The sequence below is a fragment of the uncultured Cohaesibacter sp. genome, from assembly GCF_963556055.3.
GTDB lineage: Bacteria > Pseudomonadota > Alphaproteobacteria > Rhizobiales > Cohaesibacteraceae > Cohaesibacter.
The window spans coordinates 224,626-237,715 of the sequence record NZ_CAUVYE020000030.1 but is presented as its reverse complement, the minus strand read 5'-3'; the positions used below and the strand labels follow the sequence as shown (position 1 = coordinate 237,715).

Here is a 13,090-nt window from a genome sequence, read left to right as displayed (position 1 = left end):
ATATGAAAATATTTTCATTTAGCGGACAGGGATGAATAGGTGCATATATCCGGATCGCGTGGAATTTGAGAGGCCTTGGTGAGCGGTTTGTTCAGCAGATCGAGCGGAGTTCGAGCCGAAAGGTTCCAGATTGCTCATGACGATCGGACGCGGAATCAGCCGGGCATCTTTTCTGCGAAAGGGGCTGGTTGCCAATTTGCCTTATTGAAATCTGTGAGTGAGTCATGCCGGGCGGATCAACGACTTTTATTGCAGCAGGGTCTGATGTCAGTTTGATGTCGTGTTTTTCGAGCGGTCTGCGTAAATGAGGTTATGCGCACGCGTTTGCTCTCAATGCATGCAAGTCCTTGATCAAGGCGCTTTTGCGTGAAGTTATTGGTTTTGGGATCCGCAATCGGGCGAGGCTTCGTCTGTCGATTTCTGTGCCGTGGCCAAGGTTGCAACGCTGTCGCGTGCGATGATGGAGCAGCCGAGTTCAAGACGGTGCGCGGCACGATTTTCGTTGTTATCCAGGATGCGTTGTTCGAGCAGAATTAAGGCCGCCGGGCCGATCTGTTCCAGAGGAACTCTGACAGTGGACAATGGTGGATGCACCAACTCGCCAAGAGACACACCGTCAAATCCCATGACCGACACATCATCCGGGACGGACAGGCCTCTTGCTGTGAGTGCCTTCATGGTTCCGATTGCCAGATTGTCTGATGCAGCGAAGACTGCGGTCACTCCGTCCATTCCGCCATGCTCGTCGAGCCAGCGATAAATGGCGTCTTCGGCAAATTGCTGGTCATATCCTTCCAGACGGACGATTGGTGCCTTTTCTCGCGCAATCCCATGGTCATCGACGGCGTCCAGAAAGCCATCGAGGCGGCGGCTGATTGTCATCCTGCCATTCCATGTCAGATGCATGATTTTTTGATGGCCGTGACTTATCAGCCAGTTGGTTGCCTGTTTGGCAGCAAACCGGTTGCCTGGCGCGACACTGTCCATATGCATCTCTTGATCTTCGCCGTTGATCAGAACCGCAGGAATGCCTGAACTGCGCACCGCTTCAAGAAAGGGACTGTTATCTTCGTTGATGATGATGATGCCATCGGCTTCGGCGGCTTTTGCCGTTTCGACGATTTGACGGGGTTCGAGCGTGCCTGCGGCCGGGCTCGGCACGAGTTTGACGCCACGCGTTTTGCAGCTGTTGGACAGGGCGTTGAGAATGGTCCAGGAAAACAGGTTTGATTCACTGGCGGGCAAAGCCTCTTCATTCACGGCCAGCAATATCGTGTCGAGCACGGATATGGTGGCTTTCATTTCCCGCTTGGCCAGATAGCCCAGTTCCTTGGCTGCGGTCAGGACGCGAGCCCGAACCTCGCTCGAGATGGATGCAGTACCATTGAGCACGTGCGATACGGTCGAATTTGCAACACCTGCGCGGAATGCGACATCCTTGATGCTAACCTTGCGATTGCTGCGCTTCATTATGCTACCTTTGTGAAAAATATTTCACGAAATCTAGCAACAAATGAAAGGAAGGGAAAGAAAAATGGCAGCATTCTGGATATTTTTCCGCGCATTTGTGAGGATTCTTATCTCCGAATTGTGAATAGTTGGTGAAAATTATTTCATGTCTGCGCCTTTGGGATGGTGACACATGCCCCACAATGGACGACTAGGTCCAGAGGGGCGACTCATCTTTTGCCATCATGAACACATTCGTGTTCCAGCCAGCAGGCAAAGGCGAGGGGCGCTTGATCTCGACATTCTCGCATATTAGCCCGTTGATGTTACGCCCAAAAATGCCTGGTTGTCCATCAGGGTAGGGGACTAGCCCGATGACTTCACCATTCTCGTCCTTCACAAAGGCATTGGCGCGGCCGGCGGCATCCGGAGACGGGGCCAGATCAAAATGCGTGGGGCGCACGTCGAAACGGCCTGAATTGTAGGGACCCTCCACCTGCTCAAGTGCGACAGAACGGAAAAAGATCCGGTCGATTCCCGAAGGGCTGTCTGAATAGAGATTGATGGCCCCCTGCATGCGTCCGGTAATGTTGGAGAAAGTGATATTCTCGATCTTGCCGGCAGGCAATTCCTTGCGGCGGTCCAGACAGTTGACTGTAATGGCTTCCCCCGATCCCCAAAACCCTTGCGGGGTTTCATGGCAATCAACCGAGATATCCGAGAAATTGACGTTGCTTATGTTGCCGCCATCACGGGAAAAGATCCCAAGGGCGCGGTTGGACCGTTCGATGGTGCAATGGGTGAAATTGATGGCTTCGAAGTCTCCGAAGCTTTCTGTTCCGATCTTGAGTGCGCAACTGTGGCTCTCGATGGTGCAATGGGCAACGGAAATGGCTTTGCAAATGCCTACCGGCTCCAGACTGTTCCCTTTGGCACTTGTTTTCAGCACAATGCCGTCATCTGCCGTGGCGATGGAACAATGACTGATGCTGACAGCCTCGCAGGCATCGATGACAATGCCGTCCGTATTGGGCATTTTGCGGTCATTGTCGACGCAGACATGTTCGATGTTGACTGTCCTGGAATTGACCATGTGGATGGTCCACATGGGGGAATCCTTTATCGTGATGTCTGACAGGCTGAAATTCTCGCAATGCTCGATGACAAGCGTTCGCGGGCGTTTTGCTGCCGGAATGTGCGTGCCCATTTCCTCCAGCGCGCCTACAATATAGGCTTCGCCATGAGCTTCTATGATCCCCTTGCCCGACAGGCTGATGTTTTTCTGGTGAGAGGCGACCAGCATGGCCCGATCCGAATCCTCTGCAATCACGCCAACCGTGTTCTTTGCATAGCGTTCATAGCCATCCAGCATGCACAGGATCGCCCCTTCTTGCAGATGCATGCTGAGGTTTGATTTCAGCTCCAGTCCCGCGCAAAAATGTGTCCCTGCGCACAGGACCAGCGTCACATCTGCACCAGCGCATTGGTCGATCGCGGCTTGCAGGTCCTTGGTGCAATCTCCGTCGCGTGGCGTAAATTCATATCTTTTATCCGGCATGGGGTCCTCCAAATGCCTGCTTGATTGTGAAATCAGGCACTGTGTCGAATGATCAATTGCCCCTTGAAAATCTGGGAAAGCTCACTTTCTACCCGATTTTCAAGGACTTCAATCATGTATTCGGCCATCGTTTCGATTGGCTGGCGATAGGTTGTCAAATCATAATTGGGGTTGCTCGCCAAAGGCACATCGTCAAAGCCGATGACTGCGATGTCTTCGGGAACGCGCAGGTTGAGCCGGTGACGGATCGCGTCTATGGCGCCGATGGCGAGGGCATCATTTTCGCAGACCAGTACATCGGGTCTGCCTGTCTCCTCAAGGGTTTCCAGATGCTGTTCAACGGCTTTGTAACTCAGTCTCGAGTCATAGGCCGATGTCCGGATCACTGGGGGCGTTGCTCCGGTCTTTTGATGCCAAAGAGAGCAAAAGATGTCTTGCCTTGCCACGTGGGCAAACAGGGTTTCGGGGCCCGCCACAAAGAGGGGTGCCCTGTATCCTTTCTGAAAACAGTAGTCGGCAATCTCACCAATGGCGATCTCGTCGTCAGTAGAGATCGAAATTGTGTCGGGGTTGTCGGATGAGCGTGCAAAAACAATCAGTTTCTTTATCTTGCGTGCTCCCTGAGCGGTTGCAAGAACCGTCTCGCCAAATTCCACCCCCAGCAGGATGGTGGCGTCCACGCGTCGTTGGCTGGCATTGACAAGGGCGTCAGGCGCATCGCTTTCGCTGAGCATGTTGACAAGCAGGCTGTCCCAGCCGCTGGATCTGAGAATGCGTGTCAGCTGTTCAATCATGACCATCTTGTGCGGGTTGCCGAAGTCATCAACCAGCAGGGCCACGAGATTGGACCGGTCGGAGGCGAGGCTTGATGCGAGCAAGTCCGGGGCATAGCCGAGCTTTGCTGCTGCGGCTAATACCTTTTCCCGACTCTTGTCCGAAATGGATGCGTCGCGGCGAAAGGCCCTGTTCACCGTCCAGCGGGACACGCCAGCGGCCTTGGCCACATGGTCCGCCGTGATCGGGACGTCTTCCGAGATCGTCGTGTTTTTGACCATTAAGATGGCACTCCCTGGCTCGGCTTGTCATTCATGCACCGAGAAACCCTTCTTTACATAAACACATTTCGGGGTGTTGGCAAATTTTTGCTCACGGGAGCAAAACTATCTTGCTCGCGCGAGCAAACTGTGACATTTTGCGATTGAGGAAATATTAATTGCGCAGGAATCAAGTGTTCCGCGGGGAGGAAATCATGTTGAAGGTAGGTTTGCTGGGAGCAGGCCGGATAGGCCGTGTCCATGCGCATAGTGTTGCGCAGAATGACAAGTCGAGTCTGGTTGCTGTCTCGGACGTCAATGGGCAGGCGGCAGAAGAATTGGCCGCGCAATATGGCATCAAGGCCTGTTCGGCTGAGGACATCTTCAAGGATGACGGTATCGACGCGGTTCTGATTGCCAGTTCTACCGACACACATTCGGATCTGATCGAGGCGGCAGTCAAGGCAGGCAAAGCGGTCTTTTGCGAGAAGCCCGTCGATCTCAGTCTGGCTCGGGCAAGGCAATGTCAGATCGTTGCCGAGACGGCCGGTCACCCGGTCATGATCGGCTTCAATCGTCGATTCGATCCAAATTTCTCGGCGCTGAAAGCCGCCTTTGATGCAGGTGAAATCGGCAAGGGCGAATTGCTTACCGTCACAAGCTTTGATCCGGCCCCGCCGCCGGTGTCTTATGTCAAGGTCTCGGGCGGTCTTTATCGAGATATGATGATCCATGACTTTGATATGGTGTGCTGGCTCTATGGGGATTGCCCTGTAGGGGTCACTGCAACGGGGGCCAGTCTCGTTGATCCTGAAATCGGCAAGGCCGGAGATGTTGATACGGCCGTCGTGACCCTGCAATTTGCCGATGGGCGTCTGGCTGTGATCAAAAATTCCCGCCGAGCAGCCTTTGGCTATGATCAACGGATCGAGTTGCTTGGAGCATCGGGCATGCTTTCAGCAGAAAACATGCTTGAGAATACCGTGGTCAAGTCAACCGCCGATGGGGTGGTCTCGGCCAAGCCCGAACATTTCTTCCTTGAACGCTATATGAAAGCCTACACAATCGAGTGGGCCAGCTTCGTTGAGGCAATCGAGGCCAAACACGATTTTCCGGCAACGCTCAAGGACGGTGTGAACGCCCTGTTGCTGGCGGAAGCCGCAAATTTGTCCTTGAAAGAAGGCCGTACGGTTCGCCTTGAGGAAATCTCGGTTTAGAATCGATACGCACGAAGATCAGACAGCAAGACGACGAGTAGGGACATCGGTATGACAAAACTGGATGTGATCACGATTGGACGGTCATCTGTAGACCTTTACGGGGCACAGATTGGCGGTCGACTGGAAGACATGGGTTCTTTCAGCAAATATCTGGGGGGATCCCCCACCAACATGTCAACCGGTACGGCGCGGTTGGGGCTGAAATCAGCCCTGATCACACGTGTCGGCGATGAGCATATGGGCCGTTTCATTCGTGAGGAACTGGAGCGGGAAGGGGTGGATACGCGCGGTGTCGTCACGGACCCTCAGCGGCTTACCGCTCTGGTGCTTCTTGGCATCCGGGATCGCGAACAGTTCCCTCTGATCTTCTATCGTGAGAATTGCGCAGACATGGCGCTATGTGAAGAGGATATCGATCCGGATTTCATTGCTGAAAGCCGCTGTGTCACGGTGACCGGCACCCATCTGTCCCACCCCAATACCGAGAGTGCCATTTTGAAGGCCTTGCGGCTGGCGCGGGACAACGGGGCGTTGACGGCGCTTGATATCGATTATCGTCCCAATCTCTGGGGGCTTTCCGGGCATGGGGACGGGGAGAACCGATTCATTGCTTCGGACAAGGTGACCGCCAAGCTGCAATCGACCCTCCACCTTTTCGATCTGATCGTAAGGTACCGAGGAGGAGTTCCATATTGCAGGGGGTACCACTGACACCGTCAAGGCTCTGCGCGCTGTAAGGACCGTGTCGAAGGCAACCCTTGTCTGCAAGCGAGGAGCCATGGGGGCCGTGGCCTTCACGGACGCCATTCCCGATGATCTTGATGACGGGCAAGCCGGACCCGGCTTCCCGATTGAGGTCTTCAATGTGCTGGGTGCGGGCGATGGTTTCATGTCAGGGCTGCTCAAAGGCTGGCTGACGGGGGAAGACTGGCCGACTGCGCTCAAATATGCCAATGCCTGCGGAGCCTTTGCTGTTTCTCGCCATGGCTGCACACCTGCCTATCCGAGTTGGGAAGAGCTGCAATTCTTCCTTGAAAGAGGCGTCAAGGTGAAGGCCTTGCGCAAGGACAAGGAACTGGAACAGCTGCACTGGTCCACCAACCGTCGCCCGATCAGCCTGAAGAACAAAGGCAGGGGTGACTGGTCAAACATGCATATCTTCGCTTTTGATCATCGCATCCAGCTGGAAGACATGGATGGGGCTACGGTTGAGAAAATCGGTGCCTTCAAAGAGCTTTGCGTCAGGGTTGCGCTTGATGTGGCCGAGGGGCGGCAAGGCTATGGTCTTTTGTGTGACGGACGTCTTGGTCGCGATGCACTGGACAAGGTGACAGGAGAGGGGCTGTGGATCGGCAGGCCTACCGAGTGGCCAGCCTCGCGCCCCTTGCGTCTGGAGCCGCAGCTTGGAGAGGATTTCGGTGGCCTCAGCGAATGGCCGCTCGATCATGTCGTCAAGTGCCTGTGCTTTTATCACCCGGACGACAGCGAGGAAATGAAGGCCGAACAGGAGGCTGTGGTCAAACGCCTGTTTACTGCATCACGCCGCAATCGGCTGGAATTCCTGCTCGAAGTCATCCCCTCCAAGGTAGGGGATGTCGACGTGAACGCGACGCCAGCGATTATCCAGCGCTTCTATGATATCGGCGTCTATCCCGATTGGTGGAAGCTGGAGCCCTTCAAGAGCGATGCAGAGTGGCAAGCGGTGGTCGATGCCATTGAAGCCAATGACAAACATACCCGCGGGATCGTGGTGCTCGGGCTGGATGCTCCAACAGAGGAGCTCAAGGCGTCTTTTGAGCAGGCGGCCCAATTCGATCTGGTGAAAGGCTTTGCTGTCGGACGGACCATTTTCGGCGATGTTGCAAGGCGCTGGATGACCGGAGCTATTGGCGACGAGACTGCCGTGATGGAGATGCGCGAAACATATCGTGCTCTGTGCACCATCTGGGATGACGCGCGCGCAAGGGCCAAAGGTCAGGGATAAGGGGAGGACAGCATGAAAACCATTCGATTGACCGCTGCACAGGCATTGGTCCGCTATGTAAGTGCGCAAATGAATGAGGACGGCGTTCCCTTCATTTCCGGTGTCTGGGCTATCTTTGGGCATGGCAATGTGGCAGGTCTTGGCGAAGCGCTCTACCACGCCAAAGACAAGCTGCCGACGTATCGTGGCCACAATGAGCAAGGCATGGCCCATGCGGCCATTGCCTACGCCAAGCAAAGTTGCCGCAAACGCGCCATGGCCGTGACCTCTTCCATCGGTCCGGGTGCGACCAATATGGTGACCGCTGCGGCTCTTGCCCATGTCAATCGCCTGCCGGTCCTGCTCATTCCCGGAGATGTCTTTGCCAATCGTGGGCCAGACCCTGTCTTGCAGCAGGTGGAAAGCTTTGGCGACGGTACGATAAGCGCCAATGACTGTTTCCGTCCGGTTTCGCGCTATTTTGATCGCATCAGTCGTCCGGAGCATTTGCTGACGGCGTTGCCGCGTGCCTTTGCCACCATGACGGATCCGGCAGATTGCGGACCGGTGACGCTTGCCTTTTGTCAGGATGTTCAAGCCGAGGCCTATGAGTATCCGGAAAGCTTCTTTGAGCCACGTATATGGCATCAACGCCGCATCAAACCCGACGAGGGTGAACTCGTGCGAGCGGTTGAGGCAATCAAGGCGGCCAGCAAGCCGGTGATTATCGCAGGAGGCGGCACGCACTATTCCGGTGCATGCGAGGCCTTGAAGGATTTTGCTGAAGCGCATCAGATCCCCGTTGTTGAAAGTCAGGCTGGCAAGTCGGCCCTGCCATGGGACCATCCCATGAATTTGGGAGCCGTCGGAGTGACAGGAACAGGGAGCGCCAACAAGGTCTGCGAGGAAGCGGATCTGGTGCTCGGTGTCGGTACCCGGTTTCAGGATTTCACGACCGGGTCATGGGCTCTGTTCAAGAACCCTGACAAGACGCTCATCAGCCTGAATGTCGCCGCCTATGATGCTCTCAAACATGGTGCATTGCCTGTTCAGTGCGATGCTCTTGTGGGGCTGAAGGCATTGGGCGTAGCTCTTGAGGGAGTAAGCTTTGCGGCACCGGACCCGATGCTCAAGACAAACTGGTTTGCTGCCGTTGATCCGCTTACCGCTGCACCCGCAGAGGCGGAGCTGGCAGCCAACGCATTGCCGACCGATCAACAGGTGATCGGTGCGGTTCAGAGAGCCTCTGGGCCCGATAGTGTTGTCATGTGCGCAGCGGGCACCATGCCGGGCGAATTGCACAAGCTTTGGAAGTCGCCGCGTCCCGGAGCCTATCACATGGAATATGGCTATTCCTGCATGGGTTACGAGATTGCCGGAGCGATGGGTATCAAGCTGGCTGAGCCCGAGAGGGATGTCGTCTGCATGCTGGGGGATGGCTCCTACATGATGATGAATTCCGAGCTGGCAACGGCTGTCATGATGGGTGTGAAGATCACAATCGTGCTCACTGATAACCGAGGTTTTGGCTGCATCAACCGGTTGCAGATGGGGACAGGGGGGGCCGAGTTCAACAACCTGCTCGACCATGCTCATCATGTGAATGAGGCTCATATCGATTTTGCCATGCATAGTGCCGCAATGGGAGCGACATCGCGCAAGGTCGGCACCATCGCAGAGCTTGAGACTGCACTGGAAGATGCCAAGTCATGTGAGGGGCCGTTTGTCGTCGTCATCGATACGGACCCTTATCCTTCCACACCCGATGGTGGGCATTGGTGGGATGTGGCTGTGCCCGAGATCAGTGAACGCGAGGAAGTCAACAAGGCACGGGCGGACTATTTGAAACATCTGGCGACGCGAAACTGACGTCTGGCCAGAGAAATCGGATCAAGGAAAAACGAGACTCTCGTGTGGAGGAGTAAGTCGATGATTCTTTTTGGCACAAACCCAATTGCCTGGTCTAACGATGATGATCAGACCCTTGGCGCAGCTATCAGCCTGGAACAATGTCTGGATGAAACCGCAAAGATCGGTTTTGATGGCATCGAGAAAGGCCACAAATTGCCAACGACGGTGGCAGGTATTGAAAAAGAGCTCGGTGGCCGTGGACTGAAATATGTCTCGGGTTGGCACTCGCTCAACCTGCTCACCAACACGATCGAGGAAGAAAAGGCGGCGATGCAGCCCTTCCTGGATCTGCTCAAGGCGGTGGGCTCCAAGGTGATCATCACGTGCGAGACCTCCAACGCCATTCATGGCGAGGACTCCCTGCCGGTCAACAACAAGCCGGTTCTGAGTGATGAACAATGGCAAGTCTTCGGTCAAGGTGTTGAAGCATTGGCCCAGTTTGCGGCGGAGCAGGGCATCAGCCTCGTTTATCACCACCATATGGGCACGGTTGTCGAATCTCCGCGTGAGATTGATCTGCTGATGGCGACAACGGGCCCTGCGACAAAGCTTCTGTTCGATACTGGTCACTGCTATTTCGGTGGTGGCGATGTTGCCGAGATTGCGAAGAAATACATGGACCGGGTTGCCCATATTCATGCCAAGAATGTGCGTCCCGATATCATGAAACAGGTCCGCGAAGAGGGGCTTTCTTTCCTTGAAGGTGTGCGCCGGGGCGTCTTTACCGTACCGGGTGATCCGGACGGTGCCGTCGATTTCCTGCCTGTGCTCAAAAGTGCTGCCGAGAATGATTATGAGGGCTGGCTGGTGATCGAAGCCGAGCAGGATCCGGATGTCCGGAACCCTTACAAATACCAGTCAATGGGTCTTGAAGCCCTCAAGGAGCTGGCAGCCGAGGCGGGTCTCGTCTGATAGAAAATACGGAAAGGATACTTATGTCCAATCTATTGAAAAAGCCGGTGGCCAAGCATGGCAAAGTCCATGATATCACGCCGGAGAGCGCCAATTGGGGCTATGTCGGTTTCGGCTTGTATGATCTTGCTCCGGGTGAGAGTGCGGCTGAGGCAACCGGTGATCGCGAGGTCATTCTCGTCATGATCGAAGGCAAGGCGCAGTTTGAAGCTTGTGGGCAGGATTGGGGCGAGTTGGGAGATCGGATGTCGGTGTTCGAGCGCACGCCTCCCCACTGCCTCTATGTTCCAAATGGGTCTCAATGGAAGGCTGTCGCGACGACCAATTGCAAAATCGCGGTTTGTTCTGCCCCCGGCAAGGGGAACTACCCGGCTCGACGATTGGGGCCGGATAGTATCGAACTGACTGCCAGAGGCAAGGGGGCCAACACGCGCTATATCAACAATATTGCCATGGAGGCCGAGGATGTCGCTGACAGCCTTCTGGTCACGGAAGTCTTCACACCGGATGGTAACTGGTCATCCTATCCAAGTCATCGCCATGATGAGGATGACTTCCCGAACATGACCTATCTTGAAGAGACATATTATCACCGTCTCAATCCGGCGCAAGGCTTCGGCATTCAGCGGGTTTATACCGATGATCGCACGCTTGACGAAACCATGGCGGTGGAAGATGGTGACGTGGTTTGCGTGCCCAAAGGACATCATCCATGTGGTGCGCCCTATGGCTATGAGATGTATTATCTCAATGTGATGGCTGGCCCATTGCGCAAATGGCGTTTTGAGCCGGACCCTGATCACAAATGGATCATGGAAAGGGATGCCTGACTTAAAACAGTCTTGCATGGTTCAATGAAAAAGGCTGCCGGAGCGATCTCTGGCAGCCTTTTTGTTGCAAGATATTCTTTGTACTATGGCGACGCCATTCAGGAGACTGTGGCTGGATGGCCGGGAAATCCGTTGGCAGCCAGGGGTCTGTTTCCATATCAGGATTTGACCCAGTGCATGCCATGATCAAGGAGCTTGCGCTGGACGCGTGAGGGATAGTCGGAGATGATGACGTCGATCCCGAGGTCAATCATTCGGGAAATATCGTCCGGCTCATTAACCGTCCAGGCCAGAATTCTGAGATCAAGGTTTCTCGCTTCCTTCACAAGGTGCTCGTCAAGATCCTTGAAATGACTCGACCAGGACTTGCCACCTGCTGCGTGAACCGCTTTTGGAATGCTGTCGATAACATCGCCAAACTCGGTTTTTCCAAGCCATGGAGATCCCGGATAACAGGTTGCATGGGCTGTATGGTTGCCCGAGATCGTGAGATAGGACCGCTTGAGGACTTCAGCCTTGTCTTTGACCAGATCGAGCAGCGACCAGTCAAATGACTGAATGATGACATGGTCCTCCATCCGATGTTCTGAAATGGTCTCTATCAGCTCGTCAACGACTCTTTCCGATCGTGCCTTATGAACAGATTGTCTCGGGTCTGACTTGATCTCGATATTAAGCTCGGTGATTGGCGCGTTGTTTTGCTCTTCATACCACTTGCATGTTGCAAAGACCTCATCAAGCGAGGGAATTCGCACATTTTCAAGAAAAGCCTGATCGGGGAAACTGGCCGCATAGTCTGTGCCACTTCTAAGGCCGCCTATGTCAAACTGCTTCAGTTCCTCAAGGGAGAGGGAAATCGTCTCCGGGCTGTCGCCCTCCAGCCATGAGCCGTCAATCATTCTGGTCTGCGCTTTGGAAAGAAGAAAGTCGTGCGTCGCGACAAGGATATTGTCGGCGGTCATCTGAATATCTATTTCGAGCGTGCGCGTTCCGATGGACAAGGCATACAGAAAACCTTCAAGGCTATTCTCGGGCATAAGGCCTCGGGCACCGCGATGACCATGGATTTCGATCACGCGTCGCTGAGCATTCAATTTGGGATTCGTCATATTTGGGCCTTGTTGATCAGTTGATGCGCAATCCGCTTTCGGGATCGAAAACATGTAGATTGCTCTTGTCGATTGTCAAGTCAAAACGGGTACCGCTCTGGACACGATGTACACCATCGAGGCGAACCGTGATGCTTTCATCCTCCTTGCCGAAATTGGCGTGAATGATCGTGTCAGCTCCAAGCTCTTCAACGACATCCGTAACCACGGAAAAGAGTGTATTGCTTTCTTCTGCCAAGCGAATATGTTCCGGTCGCATTCCCAGCTTTACCTTTTTGCCGCCATGCTCAGCCAGTGGGCTTTCAAGGGGAATTTTCTCCCCCTGATGAAGCAGAACCAAGCTGCCATCATCAGACAGTTTCCCCTCAAGTATATTCATGGCCGGAGAGCCGATAAATGTGGCGACAAACAGAGTGGCGGGTTTGTCGTAAAGGTCGATTGGCGTGCCATATTGCTCGACATTGCCCGCGCTCAGAACCATGAGGCGGTGGCCCAGGGTCATGGCTTCGACCTGATCATGTGTCACATAGACCGAGGTGATGCCGAGGCGTTCCTGCAATTTCTTGATTTCAAGGCGCATCTGAACCCGCAGTTTGGCATCAAGGTTGGACAGGGGTTCGTCAAACAGGAAGACGCTCGGCTCTCGGACGATGGCGCGCCCCATGGCAACACGCTGACGCTGGCCGCCTGACAGTTGACGCGGGGAGCGCTTGAGATAGGGTGTCAGTTCCAGAATCTCGGCGGTTGCCTCGACCCTTCGACGGATTTCGTCACGGGGAACCTTGCGGATCTTGAGGCCATAGGACATGTTGTCATAGACGCTCATATGAGGATAAAGCGCATAATTCTGAAAGACCATCGCGATGTTGCGCTGTGCCGGTTCCAGCTTGTTGACCACGCGATCACCGATCCTGATCTCGCCGTCGCTAATGCCTTCAAGGCCAGCGATCATGCGCAGCAGGGTAGACTTGCCGCAGCCTGATGGACCGACGATGACGACAAACTCACCTTCTTCGATGGTGCCATTGATCCCGTGAATGACTTCGTTGGGACCATAGGATTTGCGGATATTTTCTAGTTTGATTTTTGACATGAGAGTTTCCT

9 protein-coding genes and 1 pseudogene are annotated in these 13,090 nt (G+C 54.5%); 5 read left to right on the top strand and 5 right to left on the bottom strand.

Annotation, left to right across the window (positions count from 1 at the left end):
* Positions 1-372 precede the first annotated feature (372 nt).
* The 3 genes from ACHZB8_RS18925 to ACHZB8_RS18915 form a co-directional block, all read right to left on the bottom strand.
* Positions 373-1,470, bottom strand: coding sequence for a LacI family DNA-binding transcriptional regulator (locus ACHZB8_RS18925; protein WP_316862615.1), 1,098 nt, complete (start codon positions 1,468-1,470; stop codon positions 373-375).
* A 190-nt stretch (positions 1,471-1,660) separates the two neighbouring features.
* The gene (locus ACHZB8_RS18920; RefSeq protein ID WP_316862614.1) at positions 1,661-3,007 is read right to left on the bottom strand and encodes a glycosyl hydrolase family 28 protein; all 1,347 of its coding nucleotides are present in this window, start codon (positions 3,005-3,007) and stop codon (positions 1,661-1,663) included.
* A 32-nt stretch (positions 3,008-3,039) separates the two neighbouring features.
* Positions 3,040-4,062, bottom strand: coding sequence for a substrate-binding domain-containing protein (locus tag ACHZB8_RS18915; protein WP_316862613.1), 1,023 nt, complete (start codon positions 4,060-4,062; stop codon positions 3,040-3,042).
* 194 nt (positions 4,063-4,256) lie between these two features.
* Here ACHZB8_RS18915 and iolG point away from each other — a divergent pair, with 194 nt between their 5' ends.
* The 5 genes and pseudogenes from iolG (at position 4,257) to iolB (ending at position 10,877) form a co-directional block, all read left to right on the top strand.
* On the top strand, positions 4,257-5,258 hold the full coding sequence (iolG, locus tag ACHZB8_RS18910) for an inositol 2-dehydrogenase (protein WP_316862611.1): 1,002 nt from the start codon (positions 4,257-4,259) through the stop codon (positions 5,256-5,258).
* A 51-nt stretch (positions 5,259-5,309) separates the two neighbouring features.
* Positions 5,310-7,245, top strand: a pseudogene (iolC, locus tag ACHZB8_RS18905) (5-dehydro-2-deoxygluconokinase).
* A gap of 12 nt (positions 7,246-7,257) precedes the next feature.
* A complete protein-coding gene (gene iolD, locus ACHZB8_RS18900; protein WP_316862610.1) occupies positions 7,258-9,093 on the top strand; it encodes a 3D-(3,5/4)-trihydroxycyclohexane-1,2-dione acylhydrolase (decyclizing) in 1,836 nt (611 codons plus the stop codon).
* Positions 9,094-9,153: 60 nt separating this feature from the next.
* A complete protein-coding gene (gene iolE / locus ACHZB8_RS18895) occupies positions 9,154-10,047 on the top strand; it encodes a myo-inosose-2 dehydratase (protein ID WP_316862608.1) in 894 nt (297 codons plus the stop codon).
* Between the two features lie 23 nt (positions 10,048-10,070).
* Positions 10,071-10,877: a 5-deoxy-glucuronate isomerase gene (iolB, locus tag ACHZB8_RS18890; RefSeq protein WP_316862607.1), complete on the top strand. Its 807-nt coding sequence runs from the start codon at positions 10,071-10,073 to the stop codon at positions 10,875-10,877.
* 158 nt (positions 10,878-11,035) lie between these two features.
* On the opposite strand, the gene ACHZB8_RS18885 is transcribed toward iolB, so the two are convergent.
* Positions 11,036-11,986 carry a glycerophosphodiester phosphodiesterase family protein gene (locus ACHZB8_RS18885; protein WP_316862606.1) on the bottom strand — a complete coding sequence of 317 codons (951 nt, stop codon included), beginning with the start codon at positions 11,984-11,986 and terminating at the stop codon, positions 11,036-11,038.
* Positions 11,987-12,002: 16 nt separating this feature from the next.
* Complete coding sequence (locus tag ACHZB8_RS18880) at positions 12,003-13,079, bottom strand: sn-glycerol-3-phosphate import ATP-binding protein UgpC (RefSeq protein ID WP_316862604.1); 1,077 nt, start codon at positions 13,077-13,079, stop codon at positions 12,003-12,005.
* Between the last annotated feature and the right edge of the window lie 11 nt (positions 13,080-13,090).

Bases quoted from the DNA above. Each gene is read 5' to 3' on its own strand.
- ACHZB8_RS18925 (WP_316862615.1), bottom strand. From the start codon at position 1,470: ATGAAGCGCAGCAATCGCAAGGTTAGCATCAAGGATGTCGCATTCCGC.
- ACHZB8_RS18920 (WP_316862614.1), bottom strand. From the start codon at position 3,007: ATGCCGGATAAAAGATATGAATTTACGCCACGCGACGGAGATTGCACC.
- ACHZB8_RS18915 (WP_316862613.1), bottom strand. From the start codon at position 4,062: ATGGTCAAAAACACGACGATCTCGGAAGACGTCCCGATCACGGCGGAC.
- iolG (WP_316862611.1), top strand. From the start codon at position 4,257: ATGTTGAAGGTAGGTTTGCTGGGAGCAGGCCGGATAGGCCGTGTCCAT.
- iolD (WP_316862610.1), top strand. From the start codon at position 7,258: ATGAAAACCATTCGATTGACCGCTGCACAGGCATTGGTCCGCTATGTA.
- iolE (WP_316862608.1), top strand. From the start codon at position 9,154: ATGATTCTTTTTGGCACAAACCCAATTGCCTGGTCTAACGATGATGAT.
- iolB (WP_316862607.1), top strand. From the start codon at position 10,071: ATGTCCAATCTATTGAAAAAGCCGGTGGCCAAGCATGGCAAAGTCCAT.
- ACHZB8_RS18885 (WP_316862606.1), bottom strand. From the start codon at position 11,986: ATGACGAATCCCAAATTGAATGCTCAGCGACGCGTGATCGAAATCCAT.
- ACHZB8_RS18880 (WP_316862604.1), bottom strand. From the start codon at position 13,079: ATGTCAAAAATCAAACTAGAAAATATCCGCAAATCCTATGGTCCCAAC.